The 19183-nt window shown below is 70.1% G+C and carries 14 protein-coding genes; 1 reads left to right on the plus strand and 13 read right to left on the minus strand.

Annotated features, from left to right (window positions below; translation table 11 throughout):
- Positions 1 to 71: 71 nt before the first annotated feature.
- On the plus strand, positions 72 to 2090 hold the full coding sequence (locus ACIRP7_RS00725) for a hypothetical protein (protein WP_403653002.1): 2019 nt from the start codon (positions 72 to 74) through the stop codon (positions 2088 to 2090).
- Here the strand turns inward: ACIRP7_RS00725 and ACIRP7_RS00730 are convergent.
- The 13 genes from ACIRP7_RS00730 to ACIRP7_RS00790 form a co-directional block, all read right to left on the minus strand.
- Positions 2074 to 3267, minus strand: a complete 1194-nt coding sequence (locus ACIRP7_RS00730; RefSeq protein WP_403651993.1) for a glycosyltransferase family 2 protein — start codon at positions 3265 to 3267, stop codon at positions 2074 to 2076. The genes ACIRP7_RS00725 and ACIRP7_RS00730 overlap by 17 nt on opposite strands.
- 110 nt (positions 3268 to 3377) lie before the next feature.
- Positions 3378 to 5453, minus strand: coding sequence for a hypothetical protein (locus tag ACIRP7_RS00735; RefSeq protein WP_403651996.1), 2076 nt, complete (start codon positions 5451 to 5453; stop codon positions 3378 to 3380).
- Positions 5454 to 5602: 149 nt separating this feature from the next.
- The gene (locus ACIRP7_RS00740; RefSeq protein WP_403651999.1) at positions 5603 to 7102 is read right to left on the minus strand and encodes an SDR family NAD(P)-dependent oxidoreductase; all 1500 of its coding nucleotides are present in this window, start codon (positions 7100 to 7102) and stop codon (positions 5603 to 5605) included.
- Positions 7103 to 7881: 779 nt separating this feature from the next.
- On the minus strand, positions 7882 to 9432 hold the full coding sequence (locus ACIRP7_RS00745; RefSeq protein ID WP_403652001.1) for an alkaline phosphatase D family protein: 1551 nt from the start codon (positions 9430 to 9432) through the stop codon (positions 7882 to 7884).
- A gap of 202 nt (positions 9433 to 9634) precedes the next feature.
- Entirely contained in the window at positions 9635 to 11155 is a 1521-nt protein-coding gene (locus ACIRP7_RS00750; RefSeq protein ID WP_403652003.1) for an FG-GAP and VCBS repeat-containing protein, read from the minus strand.
- A gap of 103 nt (positions 11156 to 11258) precedes the next feature.
- Positions 11259 to 12695, minus strand: coding sequence for a GTPase ObgE (gene obgE / locus ACIRP7_RS00755; RefSeq protein ID WP_403652006.1), 1437 nt, complete (start codon positions 12693 to 12695; stop codon positions 11259 to 11261).
- Positions 12696 to 12802: 107 nt separating this feature from the next.
- Entirely contained in the window at positions 12803 to 13057 is a 255-nt protein-coding gene (gene rpmA, locus ACIRP7_RS00760; protein WP_007381992.1) for a 50S ribosomal protein L27, read from the minus strand.
- A gap of 14 nt (positions 13058 to 13071) precedes the next feature.
- The gene (gene rplU, locus ACIRP7_RS00765) at positions 13072 to 13392 is read right to left on the minus strand and encodes a 50S ribosomal protein L21 (RefSeq protein WP_007381993.1); all 321 of its coding nucleotides are present in this window, start codon (positions 13390 to 13392) and stop codon (positions 13072 to 13074) included.
- 208 nt (positions 13393 to 13600) lie between these two features.
- Entirely contained in the window at positions 13601 to 14203 is a 603-nt protein-coding gene (gene rfbC, locus ACIRP7_RS00770; RefSeq protein WP_352383905.1) for a dTDP-4-dehydrorhamnose 3,5-epimerase, read from the minus strand.
- Between the two features lie 10 nt (positions 14204 to 14213).
- Complete coding sequence (locus ACIRP7_RS00775) at positions 14214 to 16214, minus strand: glycosyltransferase family 2 protein (protein ID WP_403652010.1); 2001 nt, start codon at positions 16212 to 16214, stop codon at positions 14214 to 14216.
- Complete coding sequence (rfbD, locus tag ACIRP7_RS00780) at positions 16211 to 17107, minus strand: dTDP-4-dehydrorhamnose reductase (RefSeq protein ID WP_403652013.1); 897 nt, start codon at positions 17105 to 17107, stop codon at positions 16211 to 16213. Before rfbD ends, ACIRP7_RS00775 begins: the two co-directional genes overlap by 4 nt.
- Positions 17104 to 18090, minus strand: a complete 987-nt coding sequence (rfbB, locus tag ACIRP7_RS00785) for a dTDP-glucose 4,6-dehydratase (RefSeq protein WP_330266958.1) — start codon at positions 18088 to 18090, stop codon at positions 17104 to 17106. The genes rfbD and rfbB overlap by 4 nt, the downstream gene beginning before the upstream one ends.
- Positions 18087 to 19154 (minus strand): glucose-1-phosphate thymidylyltransferase, encoded by a 1068-nt coding sequence (locus ACIRP7_RS00790; RefSeq protein ID WP_403652015.1) that lies wholly within the window; start codon positions 19152 to 19154, stop codon positions 18087 to 18089. Before ACIRP7_RS00790 ends, rfbB begins: the two co-directional genes overlap by 4 nt.
- Positions 19155 to 19183: the final 29 nt, after the last annotated feature.

Here is a 19183-nt window from a genome sequence, read left to right on the forward strand (position 1 = left end):
CCAGGGCGTCCGTCTCGCGACGACCTTGGAGTGTCCCCGTGCGAAAGCGCCTCTCCCACCTCCGGTCCGCGCTGCGGCTGCCGGGCCGGCAGACCGCGACGAGAGCGCTCGTCGCCGCCGTCCTGGCAGCCGCCGTCGTCGCCCAGGCCGTCGCCGCCCTGCGTCCGCACGTCCCGCTGCTGCTCGCCGCGACAGCCGCCTCCCTGGCCGTCGAGGGTGTCCTGCACCGCTGGCAGCGCGGCATGGTGTCGCTGTTCGCCAAGACCCACGCGGACATCACCGTGCGGCACGTCCTGCGCGACCTGCTGCTGGTGCTCGGCCTGCTGCGGCTGACCCCGGAGGACGAGGAGACGGCGTACACCGCGCTGGTGGCCGGGCTGCTCGCCTGCTACGCGCTGCACTGCGCCATCCAGGCGGCCTCTGTCCTGGTCCGCCGCACCCGCACCCTCCCGGTGGTCACCCGCAACATCGACGCCTCCGCGCTCCGCCTGACCCCGGCCCCGCCCGCCCTGCTGCGCCGCCCGGGGCCCCGCCTCCTGGTCCACGGCCTGCCCGCCACGACGGGCCTGCTGGTCACGGCGGCCACCGGCGAGCCCCGCTGCGCGGCCTTCGGCATCGCGATGTCCCTGGGGCTCGCCCTCATGGGCCTGTACGACCTTCTCGTACGGCTGCTGCCGAGCCGGCGTCCGGCGGGCGAGCAGGAGGTGCTGGACTGGTTCGACGCGTGGCTCGCCGAGTACCGGCCGACCGTCGGCCTGTACTTCTCCGGCGGGGTCTCCTCCGCCTACCAGGCCGACATGTGGCTGGAGCCGCTCGCGAAGCTCGGGGGGAAGCCGGTCATCATCCTGCGCGAGCGGTTCATGATGCAGAAGATCGCCGCGACCGACGTCCCGATCGTCTGCCTGCCGAAGGTGTCCACGCTGCTGCGCCTGGAGCAGTCCACGCTCCAGGTCCTCATCCACCCGTCGAACTCGGGCAAGACCTCCCAGGTCCTGCGCATCCCCACGATCAAGCACACCTTCGTCAACCACGGCGAGAGCGACAAGCTGTCCTCCTGCAACCCGTACGCGAAGGCGTACGACGAGGTGTGGGTGGCCGGTCCCGCGGCCCGCGAGCGGTACGCGGCGGCCCAGGTGGGCGTCGAGGACAAGGACGTGGTGGAGATCGGCCGCCCGCAGCTGGAGGCCGTACGGCCGTACGAGGGACCGCCGGCCGGGACGTACATGACGGTGCTGTACGCGCCGACCTGGGAGGGCTGGGACGGCAACCCCGGCAACACCTCGGTGATCGAGGCGGGCGAGAACATCGTGCGGGCGCTGCTCGCGGATCCGGGGGTGCGGCTGCTGTACAAGCCGCATCCGCTGACCGGGTCGGTGGACGCGCGGGCGGGCGCGGCGGACTTGAGGATCCGTGAGCTGGTGCGGGTGGCGAACCGGGAGCGGGCGGGGGAACGACCCGCCGACGACGGCGAACTCTCCTGCAGGACACGGGAGTTGGACCGGCTCACCACAGCTTCCTTCCGGGTGGCGGCGGACTCGGCCGAGCGGATGCTGCTGCAGTCCACGCCGGAGCCGGGCCGGGCCGAGGCGGTGGCCCGGGCGACGGCGGCCTGGGAGCGGGCGTACTGGGCCTCGCTGCCGGAGTGGGAGCACCAGGTCGTCACCGGCGCCCGGCCCGCGCTGTACGCCTGCTTCAACCGGGCCGACCTGCTGATCAGCGATGTGTCCAGCGTGGTCAGCGACTTCCTGGCGAGCGGAAAGCCGTACGCGGTCGCCAACACCAGCGGACTGAGCGAGGCCGAGTTCCGCGCGGCGTTCCCCACGGCGGGGGCGGCGACCGTGCTGACCCCGGACGCGGTGGGGGTGCGGGCGCTGCTGGATGCCGTACGCCACCCCGAGCTGGACGAACTCGCCGGGGCGCGGGCGGAGTTGAAGCGGCGGCTGCTGGGGCCGGACGAGCCGTCCTCGCAGGAACGGTTCGACAGGGCCGTACAGGCTCTGGGGGCGGTGGCCCGGGCGCGGAGGCTGCCGGGGCAGCGGCGGGAGGAGGAGACCGGGTCGGCCTCCGGGACGCTCACCCTGTCGGGATGAGGACCCTGCGTGCTTTGCGTACCGCCCGGCGCAGCAGCTGGTCGACGCCGACCTCCCGGTAACCAGGCACCTCCCGGGCCTCCCTCGGCTCGGCCAGGTAGACGGAGTCGGGCAGGCCCGTCGAGCGGTCCCGGAAGAACGGGTAGGCGACATACACCCGGCGGCCGCCCTTCTCCAGCACCGCCTCCGGGGTCTTCTTCGCCCTCATGAACTCCAGGACCTCCGTCAGGAGATCCGGGCGGCCCATCGCCACCAGCTGGAGCCGCAGACGTTCGTGGACGCGGAGGCGGTGGGCCACCTCACCGGTCCAGTAGGCGTCCAGCAGGGGCTTCGCCAGCTCCAGCTTCTCCTGGCGGACCGCCTCGCCGTCCTTCAGGAACTTCGGCCCGAACTGCGGGAGCAGGGTGACGAGGAAGGGGCGCACCATCAGCGCGTCACGCCTCGCGCCCGCCGGGACCATGTCGGCGATCAGGTTCATCAGGGCGCGGGCGGAGTCGAAACGCAGGGTGTGGCTGCCGGTCCTGGTGACGTGCTTGCCGTCCTCGCGGCCCACCAGGTAGTAGCAGGTGTGGTCGGCGATCACGGAGACGCCGTCGGCCCGCAGATAGGCCTCCATGGTGAACAGGGCGTCCTCGCCGGTCCACAGGGACTCGTCGAAGCGCATGCTGTGCCGTTCGAGGAACGCGCGGCGGAACAGCTTCTGGGCGCTCAGCGTGAACTTGATGTTGGAGGAGAAGACGTCGGTGCGCTCCAGGGTCTGCCCCCACATCGACGTCGGCGGCTTGCGGTTGACGCCCTCGACCCGGCCGAGGACGACATCCGTGCCGTTGCGGTCGGCCATCGCGACCATCCGCTCCAGGGCCTCGGGGCCGAGCCGGTCGTCGGCGTCGAGGAAGAAGACGTACCGCCCGGTCGCCTTGCCCAGACCGACGTTGCGCGGGCCGCTGGGGCCGCCGGAGTTGTCCTGCCGGACCACCGTGACGTCGAGGGAGGTGCGGGCGGCGAACTCCTCCAGGTACTCCCCGGTGCCGTCCGCCGAGCCGTCGTCCACCGCGATGACCTCGACGCGCGCGTGGCCGATGGTCTGTGCCTCGACGGAGGCCAGACAGTCGACCAGATACGGCATTGCCTCGTACGCCCCGATGACCACGGTCACATCAGGCTGCGCAATGGTCACTTCTCCCCCAGCCACGGTCCGATTCTGCTTCCGGCACTGGGACATACGCAGAAAGGGCCCGGTTTTCGGGATCACCCCCGAAACCGGGCCCTTTCTTTGCGAAGGGGAGGTCAGGCCTTGGTCGTGGCCTCCGCCGCCGAGGCCGCGGGCCGCGACTCCTGGCCGACATTGCGCGCCTCGGCCTTGATCGCGAGATTCGCCACCGCGGTGTTGAACTGCTCGATGGACAGGGGCTCGTCCGGTCCGAGCAGGTACTGCTTGAGCTCCACCCGGTCCTCGGCCAGCGGGTCGGCCGCCGGATCACGGACCGCGTCCAGCAGCTCGCCCAGCTCGGTGGCCTTGTTGGACAGGATCGTGGCCGCCCGCACAGCGGTGTTCTGCCGCTTGAACTCCTCGACGCCCAGCTCCGCGGAGTCCGTGACCGCGTACGGCTTGCCGCTCGCGATGAAGTCGGAGACCACGCTGGAGATGTCGGAGACCATCGCGTCGGAGACGTTGAAGCAGTCGTACAGCCGCGGTTCGGCGCCCGTGACCACCCGGTGCTGCCACTGGGGGAAGGAGCGCCAGTACACGTCGTTCCACTCGCCGCGCAGCCGGGCGATCTCCTCGTACTTGGCCACGTCGACCACGCCGTCACGGCTGGCCTCGGCCTCGTCGCCCTTCTCGCCGCCGCTGCCGACCAGGACGGCGAGCCGCGCCTCGATGCGGGCGAGTTCGGCCGTGGCAGCGGCCAGTGCGGCCGCGTCGGTCGGGAAGCGGGGGTCCGTGGCGCGCTCGGCGGCGGCCTGCACGATCAGCGCGGTGACCTTCTCGTGCGCGGCGGCCGCCTTGGGCAGGACCGTGCCGGTGAAGGGGTGCGGCTTGTAGAGGACACGGACCGGCGGGTCCGCCTTCAGCAGCTTCTTCACGATGTTCTCGCCGGCCAGCATCAGCGAGGTGTTGCCCGGGTCGCCGTCCCAGCCCTCCCAGGTGGGCGCGTACAACACGGTGGGGCAGTATCCATCAGCGGCTCCGCCGCGGGGCCCTTCGGGCGCACCCTGCCGCTTCTGGATGGGCGCCAGCTGCGGGCGGCCCACCTCGACGATGTCCTCGTCGCGGACCCCGACGTCGGCGATGGCGTAGCGGTCGCGGCCCGCCCGGCCGGCCACCCACACCTCGTCGTACGCCTTGCTGAACGGGTTGACGCTCGCCAGTTTGTCGCTGTCGCCGTGGCCGATGAAGACGTGCTTCATGGTGGGCACGCGCAGCAGGTGGATGTTCTTGCCGACGTTCGCCGCGTACAGCGCGACGCGCACCGTGGACAGGTCCATGTTCATCAGGTGCACCCCTCCGGGCACGCAGATGACGGGGACCGTGGTGGGCGCGAGGTTCTGCAGGATGACGCGCTCACGCAGGATGATCAGCGGCCTGGAGTCCAGCTGCTCCATGGTCTCCAGCCACATGTTGACCTGGTAGACGGAGTCCTTGGACCCGGAGAAGTAGAGCACCGTCTCCGGCTTGTGGTCGCGCAGCCACTCGTCGACCTTGGCGAGGACCTTGTCGGCGTTCGGCGGGACCTTCTTGCCGCGCACGTACGGCGTCAGCGCCAGGACGTACAGGGAGCCGAGCACTATCGTCACGCCGATGCCGATGAAGCCCGGCAGCGCCGAGTCCATCGCGGCGGCGACCAGTATGCCGACCACGGCCGCGAGGTCGAGGTGGAGCATCTTCTCGGCCGACCGGTTCAGCAGGCCGAGCGGCGGGGCGTCCGGGATGCGGAGGCGGGAGGCCAGGTCGACGTTGCGGGTGGCGACCGGGAGCCGGCGGCGGTTGCGGATCAGGGTGACCAGCGCGCCGTGCGGGGCCTGGAGGCCGTAGAACGCGATGAAGCAGGCGGTGGCGCCGTAGAAGATCAGGTTGTTGGAGAGGTCGAGGCGGGCCAGCAGCAGGATCAGCAGGAGCTGTCTGATCAGGAAGCGGATCGACAGCCCGGCGCGCACCTTGCTGAGGCGGTTGATCAGATAACTGCCCTGGCGGTGCAGATAGTGGTCCGCAAGGTACGTGACGGCGGTCGCGGCCGCGAAGGCAGGGACGCTCGGGATGAGCGCGGCCACCATTATGGCGGGGAAACCCACCAGCATGAGGACCGCCGCGGCCAGCTCGGCCGCGCTGCCCACCCGGGCGACGCGAATAGCGGTGCTTATCACTGAAAACCTGCTCTGGGAGGGATGCCGGTTGTTTACGAATTAACGCTGCTTGAGGCTTCAGGTCTTGCTTAAGGCTTCAGGCCCCTGTGAATGCACCAGGAACGGGCAGCCACAGAGGCCTGAATTTACCGAAGACTAATTGTCCCTGATTATGCCACGCCGTCCTGACGGTCCAGGACACTGGCCAGTGCGGCCTCGAAGCCGGAGGCCTGGCCCGCGGAGGCCGTCGGGTCCTGCTGACGGACGTCGATGACATGCCCGGTGAGCTCGGAGAGCAGCACGTCGAGCGAGGTGCGGGCCACCGCCTCGGAGGACAGCAGGCTGCCCGCGGGCTCCTGGCCGAAGGCTTTGGTGCGCATGGGGGTGGCGGTGCGCTCGGGGTTGATGCAGTTCACCCGGACGCCGTCACCCGCCCATTCGTCGGACAGTGCCTGCGTCAGGTTGACCATCGCCGCCTTGGTCGAGGAGTACAGGCTGTACTCGGCGCGGCCGCGGGTGTAGCTGCTGGAGGTGTACAGCAGCAGCTGGCCCTTGGTCTCCGCCAGGTACTTGTACGAGGAGCGCGCGATCTGCACGGGCGCCAGGTAGTTCACCTTCAGCGCCTCCTCGATGGTGGCGTTGTCGGTCTCGGCCAGCTTGCCGATGCGCAGCACGCCCGCGGTGTTGACGACGTAGTCGATGCGCCCGGTCTCGGCGTACGCCTTGGACAGCGCGTCGTCGACCTCCTCCGGGTTCTCGACGTGGGTGCCGGTGGTGGAGCGGCCCAGCGCGTACACCTTGGCGCCGTAGGACTCGGCGAGCTCGCCGATGTCCTTGCCGATGCCGTAGGAGCCGCCGAAGACGACGACGGTCTTGCCGGTGAGCAGCTCACGGTAGGCCTCGTCGCTCACCTGCTCGGGGGCCGCGGTCGAGGCGAGCTGGAAGAGCTTGTCGGCGATGAAGACGTCGACAGGCTGGGTGACCTTCATGTTGTACTCGTCGCCCGCGACGACGTGGATCGGCACGTCCGGCAGGTACTTGAGCACGACCGAACAGTCGTCCGTGGCCTGGAAGTTGGGGTCCCCGGCGGCGACCTCGTAGGCGCGCCTGATGGTGGACAGCTTGAAGGCCTGAGGGGTCTGGCCGCGGCGCAGCCGGGAGCGGTCCGGGATCTCGGTGATGAACTCGCCGTCGTCGCCGTGCTTGCGCGTGACGATGATGGTGTCCGCGGACGGGATGGCGACGTCGACGGCCTGGAAGCGCTCCAGGGCGACCACGCAGTCGTCGATGACGCGCCGCGAGAGCAGCGGGCGTACGGCGTCGTGGAACAGGACGTTGAGGTCCTCTCCCTCGGCCAGGCCCTCGCCGAGGGCCGCGATGGCGCGCTCGGTGGTCTCGTTCCGGGTGGCGCCGCCCTCGATGATCTTCTTGACCTTCGTGAACCCGGCCTTGGCGACGATCTTCTCTATGTCCGGAACGTAGCCCGGCGCCATCAGGACGATGATGTCGTCGATGGAGTCGGCCTTCTCAAAGGTGGTCAGGGTGTGCTCGATGACTGCCTTGCCGGCGATCTTCAGCAGCTGCTTGGGGATCGAGAGACCCACGCGCTGACCGGTACCACCGGCCAGGATCACTGCGGTGGTACGGGGCTTGGCGATGTGCTGGGACACAGAAGACCTACCTCGGGGCGACAGGGAACGGGGAAATGGTCCCACTTGCGGTTACCGCTGTGCAAGGCGACCGCCGTTCACCGCATATGTGCGCGCTACCTGTCATTCATCTTGCACTGGAGGTGACGGCGAGCGCCCCGTACAGTGCCCGGGCCGCGACCCCGGGGGCGACCCGCGGGGCGGGGGGTGCCGTACGGCGGACAGGAGCCCGCGGTCGCCCGTGATCCGCATCACGTCGTCGGGCACCGGACTGCACGCGTTCTTCATATGCATGACGGCCCTGTTGCGGATCAGCTGGGAATACAACTCGTCCGGCAGTCCATTGCCCCGGAATTCCTTGTCAAGATTCCGCAGCATTTCGGTCTCGGCAAGGGTAAGAGAGCGATTCGCGCTGTCCGGAACGGGCTGGAGGAGATTTTCGGGCAGCCCGACGAGCTGTTGCCGGTGGCGGTGCCAGAAGCGGGGCGCGGGCATATCGTCGCCGCCGGCCGCAGGGTGACCAGCACGTGGCCGCGCTCCCCGCCGAGCTGCTCGACGATCCGCGCGATCGTGGCATCACCCTCGGCGTCGGCGAAGAACTCGCCGCTGATCACCGAAGTCTTCCCACCGGTGCCCCCGACCTGTTCCGGAAGCCGCGTCCGGTGCTTCCCGGTGGGGCGGTGTCACCGGTCGTCGCGGGCCTCCCGCACGCGGTCAGGGCGGCTTCCGGCGGGTGTCTGCTGTGCGGAGAGGAGCGTGGGACCGCGACGAGGACCACGCCCCTCTCGGGCCGCCCGCGCTCACACGGGGCGGACCCCCGGCTTGCCCGCTTCCACCCGCAGCTGTGCCAGCGTGGTCGTCGTCGCTTCCGGCCTGACCACCGTGTCCACTGCGCGGACCTGCGCGTCGATGCCGTGCCGGTCGATGTCGAAGAGGTGGTAGCCGCGGTGGGCGTCGATGAACTTCCAGTGCGGGTTGTCGGCCCGCAGCGGGTCCCACTGGGCGTGGAAGGCGGCCTGGTCCTGGTCGCCGTTGCTGGAGATGGAGGTACCGACGAACTCGGCGCCGACGACCCGGGAGGACGGGTCGGCGTAGTCCTCCTTGAGGTCGCTGATCATCGTGAGGTGGCGGTCGCCGGAGAGCACGACGGGGTTGCGTACGCGCTTGAACTCCTCCAGGAGGGCGTTGCGTTCGACCTGGTAGCCGTCCCAGGCGTCGTAGTACCAGAGCTTGCCCTCGCCGGGCAGGATGTCGGTCTCGGCCATCATGATCTGCGAGGCGATGAGGTTCCAGCGGGCCGGTGAGCCGTGCAGCGAGTCCAGCAGCCACTGCTTCTGCTCGGCGCCGAGCATGGTGAGGGACGGGTCCTGGGCGGCCGCCTGGCTGGTGACCTGGTCGCTGCGGAACTGCCGGGTGTCGAGCACGTTCAGCCGGACCAGCCGGCCGAACTCCAACCGCCGGTACATCTGGATGTGCGGGCCGTTCGGGACGGCGGTGGCGCGCACCGGCATGTGCTCGTAGTACGCCTGGAAGGCCGCCGTGATCCGGGCCACGAACGCGTCGTGCGGCTGCTTGTCGGGGTCCTGCGGGACTTCGCCGGCCCAGTCGTTGTCGACCTCGTGGTCGTCGAAGGTGACCACCCAGGGGGCGTTCGCGTGGATCTCGGCGAGGTCCGGGTCGGTGCGGTACTGGGCGTACCGGTTGCGGTACTGGACGAGGGTGTACGGCTCGCCCGTGCCCTCGTGCCGCCGCGGACCGGCCGACGAGGGCGCCGACTCGTAGATGTAGTCGCCGACGAACAGCACGACGTCGGGGTCCTGGTCCAGCATGTCGGCGTACGGCGTGAAGTAGCCGTTCTGCCAGTTCTGGCAGGAGGCGAGCGCCACCCGGAGGCTGCCGCCCGAGCTGTGCCGGGCGGGGGCGGTGCGGGTGCGGCCGGTGCGCGAGAGCTGGCCGTCGGCGCGGAAGCGGTACCAGTAGGTGCGGCCCGCGCGCAGGCCCCGTACATCGACGTGAACGCTGTGTCCGTATGCGGGCAGGGCCTGGGCGGTGCCCCGGCGGACCACCTTTCTGAAGCGCTGGTCCTCGGCGAGCTCCCAGTCGACCGGCACCACCCTGTCGGGCATGCCTCCGCCGTTCAGCGGATCGGGGGCGAGCCGCGTCCACAGCACGATGCCGTCCGGCAGCGGGTCACCGGAGGACACGCCGAGGCTGAACACCCCGTCGGGCAGCGGGGTCTCCGCCGCCCGCGCGGTGCCCGGCAGCCACAGCTGGGCGGAGGCGGCGGCGCCGAGCACGGCGGCGCCCGCGGTCAGAAAGCGGCGTCGGTCGGGTGATGCTGCTCCGTACATGGGCGAACTCCCTTGCGTCGCTGACCTCTTGGACACCCTGGAAGCTCACGCTTCGGGGTGATCCGTGCGTTGAACCAGAGTGTTCGCGTGCATGACAAATAGGTAGACAACAGAAGAGCCGTTGCGACTCGGGTATCACATGATGAACGTGATCCCGGCGCAACGGCCTTCAGGACACCGCCGTCTGACGATCTTTTGGGTACTAGTTGGCGAAGTCCGAGCCCAGACGGGCCTTCGCGGCCGTGGTGCCGAGCAGGGCGTGGCCGAAGGTGAGCGTGCCGTTCGGCGCCAGGACGGTGGCCGGAATCGGCAGGCCGCCGGGCGAGACGACGTACTGGGCCCGGGAGCGGAAGGACCACACGGCCCCGGCGCCCGCGTTCTCCCCGGGCGCGCCGACCGCGACGTCGGCCAGTCCGTCACCGTTGGTGTCACCCGCATGGACGGCCCCGCCGAAGACGTCACCCTTCTCGGTGGCCCCCGGCACCCCCGGACTGTCCTGCGTGACCACCTGGTGGGAGCCCACTCCCGTCAGCCCGTCGGCCCGGCCGCTCAGCACGACGATCGCGCCGGCGTCCTTGACGGAGTTCGGTGCGGTGGCGGGGCCCAGGTCCTCGCCGGGCACGCCGGTGACCACGTCGAGGTACCCGTCCCCGTCGACGTCGGCGAGCTGGACGTCGGTGCCGAAGCCGTCGCCCTTCTCGGCGGTGCCGGGCACGCCGGGGTTGTCCTGGTTGACGAACTGGGCCGACACACCGTCAGGAGCTCCCGAGGTGCCGGGTATCCAGGTGATACGGCCGCCCTTGGCCCGGTAGGTGTCCCCGTCGCTCTCGTAGCCTTCGACGGTCCGGCCCACCACGATGTCGGCGTAGCCGTCCCGGTTCACGTCCCCGACCGCGAGGTTCTCGCCGCCCTGGAGCGCGGCGCCGTCGATGTCGTAGACCAGGGTCCACGGCGTGAGGCCGTCCTTGGTGCCCCACCAGTACGCGATCCGCCGGGAGTCGAACGTGTCCGTGCCGTTCTCCGCGGCCACGACGTCCGTGATCCCGTCGCCGTTGAGATCGCCGACGTCGAGGTCGAGGACCCGGCTGTCGTACCTGTCCTTCACCACCTGGCGCTTCCCGGTGGCGGAGCCACCGCGGGTGAAGGGGCCGCCGGTCGCCACCAGGTCGTGCTGGTGCACCACGGTCAGCAGGTCGCTCGCGCCGTCCCCGTCGATGTCGCCCACAGCGAGCCGGCCCTGGGCGCCCAGCCGGTCGCCGGTCGCGCCGGAGGCGAGGGTGGCACCGCCCGACAGACCGCGGGCACCGCCCCAGACGACCTGCACCAGACCGGAACCGCTGTTCTCGCCCCCGACGCCCACGACCAGGTCGGTGTACCCGTCCCGGTCGAGGTCGGCGCTGGTGAGCGCGCTGCCGAACCGGTCGCCCGTCTCGGAACCGCCCGGGATGCCCGCCGTGTTCTGGCTGAACACCTGCTTCGTGGAGGTCTTCAGGCCGCTCGCCGAGCCGTACAGCACCCCGACGAACCCGGCCTTCGCCCTCCCCGCGACGGTGCCGTCGGGCGCGGCCACCGCGAGGTCCGCGTAGCCGTCCCCGTTGAAGTCGTCCCGCACCTGGCGCGGCGCGGCCTCCGCGGCCCCCGCGGCGGCGGGCAGGGCCACGACCCCGCCGACCGCCAGGACGACGGCGAGTCCCGTGCGCCACCCTCTTCGTTGTCCGCGCATGCCGCGTCCCCCTCCTGTGACGGTCGTACGGATTGCCCCGTACGACTCACAGGAAGGGCGGTTGGTTGTCCTGCGGTGGGCCGGGACGCCGCCCCGTGTTCGCTCAGAAGGGCTCGAAGTCGTCGAACTCCTGGCTCGCCTCGTCCCGTTCGGCCTGCTTGTCGCGGCGGCGCTGGGCGGCGGGCCGGGGTTCCTCGAAGCGGTGGTCCTCACCACGCCGGCCGAGCATCTCGGCGCCGGCCATGACGGTCGGCTCCCAGTCGAAGACGACCGCGTTGTCCTCGGGGCCGATGGCGACGCCGTCGCCCGAGCGGGCGCCCGCCTTCATCAACGCCTCTTCCACACCGAGGCGGTTGAGGCGGTCGGCGAGGTAGCCGACGGCCTCGTCGTTGCTGAAGTCGGTCTGCCGCACCCAGCGCTCCGGCTTCTCGCCGCGCACCCGGAAGAGACCGTCCTCCTCGCGGACCACGGTGAAGCCGGTGTCGTCCACGGCCTTGGGCCGGATGACGATCCGGGTCGCCTCCTCCTTGGGCTTCGCGGCCCGCGCCCTGCCGACCAGGTCGGCGAGTGCGAAGGACAGCTCCTTCAGCCCCATGTGGGCGACCGCGGACACCTCGAAGACGCGGTAGCCGCGCGCCTCCAGGTCCGGCCGCACCATCTCGGCGAGGTCCTTGCCGTCCGGTACGTCGATCTTGTTCAGGACGACGACGCGGGGACGGTTGCCGAGGCCGCCGTACTCCTTGAGCTCCGCCTCGATGATGTCGAGGTCGGAGATCGGGTCGCGGTCGGACTCCAGCGTGGCGGTGTCCAGGACGTGCACGAGGACGCTGCAGCGCTCCACGTGCCGCAGGAACTCCAGGCCCAGGCCCTTGCCCTGGCTGGCGCCCGGGATCAGGCCCGGTACGTCGGCGATGGTGTAGACGGTCTCGCCGGCGGTCACCACACCCAGGTTGGGGACCAGCGTGGTGAAGGGGTAGTCGGCGATCTTCGGCTTGGCCGCGCTCAGCACCGAGATCAGCGAGGACTTGCCCGCGCTCGGGTAGCCGACCAGCGCGACGTCGGCGACCGTCTTGAGCTCCAGGACGATGTCCTGCAGGTCGCCGGGCACGCCGAGCAGCGCGAATCCGGGAGCCTTGCGGCGGGCGGAGGCCAGCGCCGCGTTGCCGAGGCCGCCGCGGCCGCCCTGGGCGGCGACGTAGGAGGTACCGTGCCCGACCATGTCGGCGAGGACATTGCCCTGCCGGTCGAGGACGACCGTGCCGTCCGGCACCGGCAGGACCAGGTCCTGACCGTCCTTGCCGGAGCGGTTGCCGCCCTCGCCGGGCTTGCCGTTGGTGGCCTTGCGGTGCGGGGAGTGGTGGTAGTCGAGCAGCGTGGTGACGGACTGGTCGACGGTCAGGATGACGTCGCCGCCCCGCCCGCCGTTTCCGCCGTCGGGACCGCCGAGCGGCTTGAACTTCTCCCGGTGGACGGAGGCACAGCCGTGACCTCCGTTACCCGCGGCGACATGCAGTTCGACGCGGTCCACGAAGGTGGTCATGGTTCAGTGCCTCCAGAAAAACGTACGGAATACCTATGGGTACAACACGCGAAAGGCGGACCCGCTTCCCACCAGGGAAGTGAGGTCCGCCTCGCGAAAGCTTCCGATCAGGCGACCGGAACGATGTTCACGACCTTGCGGCCACGGTGGGTGCCGAACTCCACCGCACCGGCGTTCAGCGCGAACAGCGTGTCGTCGCCGCCGCGGCCGACGCCCGCACCCGGGTGGAAGTGGGTGCCGCGCTGGCGGACCAGGATCTCGCCCGCGTTGACGACCTGACCGCCGAAACGCTTCACGCCGAGGCGCTGAGCGTTGGAGTCACGACCGTTACGGGTGGACGATGCGCCCTTCTTGTGTGCCATCTCTCCTCAGTCCCTTACTTCGCAGCCGCGGGGATCTCAGTGACCTTGATCGCCGTGTACTGCTGGCGGTGGCCCTGACGACGGCGGTAGCCGGTCTTGTTCTTGTAGCGAAGGATGTCGATCTTGACGCCCTTGTGGTGGTCCACGACCTCGGCCTGGACCTTGATGCCGGCCAGGACCCACGGGTCGCTGGTCACAGCGTCGCCGTCGACAACGAGCAGGGTCGAGAGCTCGACCGTGTCGCCAACCTTGGCAGTGGAAATCTTGTCAACCTCAACGATGTCGCCGACAGCAACCTTGTGCTGGCGACCACCGCTGCGCACGATGGCGTACACGCGGATCTCACTCTCTCGCTCGGGAACGGCACCCCCGCAGTCCAGCCGCCCGGCAGAGCGAGCGGCCTCTCCCGGCCAGAACAGCGGCCCGAGAGGAAGAGGTTTACGGGGATGTGGCGTGTCACCAGTGGACACGCCGACGCTCCAGGTTACGGGGCCACGGCCGAACGGGTCAAACCGGGCCCCGCCTCACTTCAAACCCGCGGGTTCAGGAACCGAGGGAGCCGAGGCTCTCACGGTAGGCCACGCACTCCTCGTAGGAGGGCAGCAGCCCCTGCTCACGGGCCTCGGCCAGGGTGGGCGCCTGCTCGTCCTTGGGGGACAGCAGCGGGGCGATCCCCTCGGGCCACTCGATGCCGATCTCCGGGTCGAGCGGGTGGATGCCGTGCTCGCGCTGGGGTGCGTACCCCTCGGAGCACAGGTAGACCACGGTGGCGTCGTCGGTGAGCGCCATGAACCCGTGGCCGAGTCCCTCGGAGAGGTAGACGGCGTGGTGGTCCTGATCGTCCAGGCGGACGATCTCCCACTGGCCGAAGGTCGGCGAGCCGGTGCGGATGTCCACGATCACGTCGAGGACCGCGCCGCGCACGCACTTGACGTACTTGGCCTGCCCGGGCGGCACATCGGCGAAGTGGATGCCGCGCAGGGTGCCCCGGCTGGACACCGACATGTTGGCCTGGGCCAGGCCGAGCGGGTGGCCCGCGGCCTCCGCGAAGACGGGGGCCTTGAACCACTCGTGGAAGCTGCCCCGGCCGTCGGGGAAGACCTTCGGTTCGAACACCCAGGCACCGGAGATGGAAAGGGGTCGCATCGCGGGGGTCTCAGCCCTTCTTCTGGTTGGTCAGGGCGCGCTTGATACGCCCGGCGGCCCGGCGCCACAGCGGGCGCGGCGCGGCCGCCTTCTTCTTCGGGGCACTGGGAGCGGCCTTCTTCGCGGCCGACGGGGTGTGCCGGTCGATCACCTGGGCGGTGCCGTCGGCGGCGACCACCACGTCGACCGGGAGCCGGGTCCACTTGCGCTCACCGCGAGCCGCGGAGGGCACGCCGATCCGGACCGCCCAGCGCATGCCGGTGAGCGTGTCCAGCGGCAGTTCGGCGGTGACCGTACGGCCGTCCAGGGTGGCGTCCGCCGGGTACTTGCCGACGTTCTTGCGCTCGAAGCGGAGCTGGACCGGGTCCCCGCCGGCCGCGACGACGTGCAGCGGCAGGGGCAGCCGTACGACGGAGCCCTCCACCGCGGCCTCGGCGGGCGGCATGACGGCGACGGCCTCGCCCTCCAGCTTGTTCGTGTGCTGGTCGACGTCGAGCGAGAGGTTGCCCGGTCCGTCGGTCCAGTACGGCAGGACGAGCCGTGCGGGTTCGCCGGTGAGGGCGGCCGAACGGCCGGCCTCGACGTCCGCGCCGCGCACCGCGCCGAGCCGGGTCTCCTTGCTCCAGCCGCAGGACTTGATCCTGAGGTGCAGGTCCCAGATGCCCTTGTCGAGCGGGGCTCCGGAGGCCGCGGTCTCGGGGTCGAGCTCGGCGCGGGCGGAGATCCGCTGCCGGAAGGCACCGTCCCCGGCCGCGACCTCGTGCAGCTCGCTCTTGACGGGGAGGTAGAACTGCCGGGCGTCCTCGCGGTGCCGAACCACCAGGTCCACGTCGCTCTTGGCCAGCGGGGCGTCCAGCGCGATGCCCTGGTCGTCGAGCGCCTTGAGAGCCTCGTCGGACAGCGGCAGACCGAGCAGCCGGCGCTCGCCCTCCTGGCGGAAGGCCATCGGCTCGTCGCCGATGTGCAGTTCGGAGTCGAAGCCGACGCTCAGGGTGCCGTCCCGCCACTCCAGCGAGGTGAGCTCGCCGGTGGGCTTGATCCCGGCCTCCCACTCGGCGAGCGTGCGGATGTCCTGGTAGCGGTCGGCGAAGATCAGCCCGGCGACGACCTTCTGGGTGAGGCCGAGACGGGCGACGACACCGGGTCCGAAGCGCTCGGTGACCACCTTGTGGATCTCGGTGTACAGCTCCTCGGCGTAGTCCTCGGGGAGCTTGAGGAGGCGCTTGCCGCGCAGCCGCTCGACCATCTCGTTGCGCAGCCAGCGGCTGAACAGCTTGTCGCGCAGCGCGCCGGGCTCGGTCAGCGACTCGACGACGTCGAGGGCCTCGCGCAGGTTGCCGAAGTAGCCGACCGGGTCGAAGCGCTGGAAGCCCGCGTTCGAGCCGTCGTCACGGGTGATGTGGTAGTAGCACAGGTAGTCGCCGAGGACGGAGACGTTCTTCGCGCGCAGGTAGGTCTCCACGACGAAGACGTGGTCCTCGAGCCGACGGCGACCCTCCTTGAAGCGGATCCCGTGCTCGTTGAGGAACTCCCGCCGGAACATCTTGTGCGGGGTGAGGCTGTCGATCAGCGGCGCGTTGGACACGCTGGCACGCGGCCGGTTGACCCGGAACAGCTCCTGCGGGACCGGGCGTCCGATGCCCGCCATCTTGCCCACGACGACGTCGGCCTCGTTGGCCTTGCCGTAGTCGTACATCCGCTCAAGGGCCTCGTCGCCGAGCCAGTCGTCGTGGTCGACGAACATGACGTACTCGCCCTGGGCGGCGTCGATGCCGGTGTTGCGGGGCCTGCCCGACCAGCCGGAGGACTCCTGGTGGATGACGTGGAAGTGCGGGTGCTCGGCGGCGAGCTGGTCCAGGCGGGCCGGGGTCTCGTCGGTGGAGCCGTCGTTGACGAAGAAGACCTCGAACTCGTCCGGGGTCAGGCTCTGCCGGAGCAGGCCCGTGATGCAGTCCTCGACGTATTTGCCGGGGTTGTAGACCGCGATGACGACGCTGACCTTGACCGTCACGCCGTGTTCTCCTTCAGATGGACCCGGTGGATCTCCGGGAAGGCCTCGGTGAGAGCCGTGCGCCAGTCGCGCAGCGGCTCGATGCCGGCCTCGGCGAACCGGCCGTGACCGAGGACGCTGTAGGCGGGACGCGGAGCGGGCCGCACGAAGGCCTCGCTGGTGGTGGGACGGACCCGGTCCGGGTCGGCGCCGAGCAGGCGGAAGATCTCCTGGGTGAAGCCGTGCCAGGTGGTCTCGCCGGAGTTGGTGCCGTGGTAGACGCCGGCCGGGGCGGTGCCGACCAGGGCGCCGAGACCCAACTCGACCAGCAGGCCCGCGAGATCGGCGCTCCAGGTGGGCTGGCCGCACTGGTCGTCGACGACGTCGAGGGTGTCCTTGACGCCCTCCAGCTTGATCATCGTGCGGACGAAATTGGGGCCGCCGCTGCCGTAGAGCCAGGCGGTGCGCACGACGTAGCCGCGCTCGGTCGCCAGGACCGCCTTCTCCCCGGCCAGTTTGGTGCGGCCGTAGGCGCTGCGGGGCGCGGTGGGTGCGTCCTCGGCGTACGGCTGCTGGGCGTCCCCGGCGAAGACGTAGTCCGTGGAGACGTGCAGCAGGACGGCGCCGGTGCGGGCGCAGGCCTCGGCGAGGTGACGGGGCCCGTCGCCGTTGATGGCGAGCGCCTCGTCCTCACGGGTCTCGGCGTCGTCGACGGCGGTCCAGGCGGCGCAGTTGACAACCACGGCGGGCCGGTGCTCTTCGAGTGCCGCGCTCACGGCGTCGGCGTCGGTGAGGTCCAGCGCCTTGCGGTCGAGGGCGACGAACCGCTCCCCCGACCGGTCCAGCCGGGCCAGGACGTCCTGGCCCAGCATGCCGCCGGCGCCCGTGACCAGCCAGGTGCGGTTGTCGGTCACAGCGCGGCCCGCTCCTTCAGCGGCTCCCACCAGGCACGGTTGTCGCGGTACCACTGCACGGTCTCCGCGAGGCCCTGCTCGAAGCTCTTGCGGGGCTCGTAGCCGAGCTCCTCGCGGATCTTGGTGCAGTCGACGGAGTAGCGGCGGTCGTGGCCCTTGCGGTCCTCGACGTACTCGACGCTGGTCTCCCAGTCGGCGCCGCAGGCCTTCAGCAGCAGCCCGGTGAGCTCCTTGTTGGAGAGCTCGGTGCCGCCGCCGATGTTGTAGACCTCACCGGCACGGCCCTTGGTGCGCACCAGCTCGATGCCCTGGACGTGGTCGTCGATGTGCAGCCAGTCGCGGACGTTGCCGCCGTCGCCGTACAGCGGGACCTTCTTGCCGTCGAGGAGGTTGGTCACGAACAGCGGGATGACCTTCTCGGGGAAGTGGTGGTGCCCGTAGTTGTTGGAGCAGCGCGTCACGCGCACGTCCAGGCCGTGGGTGCGGTGGTACGACAGCGCGATCAGGTCGCTGGACGCCTTCGCCGAGGAGTACGGCGAGTTGGGCTCCAGCGGGTGCGTCTCGGGCCAGGAACCCTCGTCGATCGAGCCGTAGACCTCGTCGGTGGAGATGTGCACGAAGGTCTTGATGCCCGCGCGGTGGGCCGCGTCGATGAGGGTGTGGGTGCCGACCACGTTGGTGCGCACGAACTCGGCGCCGCCGTCGATGGAACGGTCGACGTGCGACTCGGCGGCGAAGTGGACGACCTGGTCGTGCTCGGCCATCAGCTTGCCGACCAGCTCGGGGTCGCAGATGTCGCCCTGCACGAAGGCGAATCCGGGGTGCTCGCGCACCTCGTCGAGGTTGGCCGGGTTGCCCGCGTAGGTCAGCTTGTCGAGGACGGTGATCGAGACGTCACCGGGGCCCTCGGGGCCGAGCACGGTACGGACGTAGTGCGAGCCGATGAAGCCGGCACCGCCGGTCACCAGAATCCGAGTGGTCATGAAGAGATCTGCACCTTGCTGTGATCACCGAGCACGAGCCGGTGTGCCTTGGGGTTACGGGGCGCGGGCGTGACCTCGACGTCACGTCCGATGAGCGAGGCCTCCACGCGGCGCACGCCGGTCACGGACGAGCCGCGCAGCACGATGGAGTACTCGATTTCGCTGTCCTCGATCCGGCAGTCCTCGGAGACGGACGTGAACGGGCCGATGTAGGCGTCGTTGACGACCGTGCCGGCGCCGATGATGGCGGGGCCGACGATCCGGCTGCCACGGACGCTGGCGCCCGCCTCGACGCGGACCCGGCCGATGATCTCGCTGGCCTCGTCGACCGTGCCCTCGTTCACCGGCTCGACGGTCTCCAGGACGGACCGGTTGACCTCCAGCATGTCGGTGACGTTGCCGGTGTCCTTCCAGTAGCCGGAGATGGTCGTGGAGCGGACGTCGCGCTTCTGGTCGATCAGCCACTGGATGGCGTGGGTGATCTCCAGCTCGCCGCGCCAGGAGGGCTCGATGGAGCGGACGGCCTCGTGTATGGCCGGGGTGAAGAGGTAGACGCCGACGAGGGCGAGGTCGCTCTTGGGCTGCTTCGGCTTCTCCTCCAGGCCCACCACCCGGCCGTTGCCGTCGAGTTCGGCGACGCCGAAGGAGGTGGGGTTGGGGACGCGGGTCAGCAGGATCTGCGCCTCGGGCCGCTCGGCGCGGAACTCGTCCACCAGACCGGTGATGCCACCGACGATGAAGTTGTCGCCGAGGTACATGACGAAGTCCTCGTCACCGAGGAAGTCCTGCGCGATGAGAACGGCGTGGGCGAGGCCCAGCGGCGCTTCCTGCGGGATGTAGGTGACCTTGATCCCGAACTGGGAGCCGTCACCGACCGCCTCCCGGATCTCGTCCGCGGTGTCGCCGACGACGATGCCGACCTCGCTGATTCCGGCCTCGGCGATCGCCTCCAGGCCGTAGAACAGCACCGGCTTGTTGGCGACCGGCACCAACTGCTTGGCGGAGGTGTGGGTGATCGGGCGGAGGCGGGTGCCCGCTCCCCCGGAGAGCACGAGAGCCTTCACGAAAATCCCTATTTGTCTAAATTAAGCGT

Origin of the sequence: Streptomyces sp. NPDC102270 (assembly GCF_044766405.1) — a bacterium.
Taxonomy (GTDB): domain Bacteria; phylum Actinomycetota; class Actinomycetes; order Streptomycetales; family Streptomycetaceae; genus Streptomyces.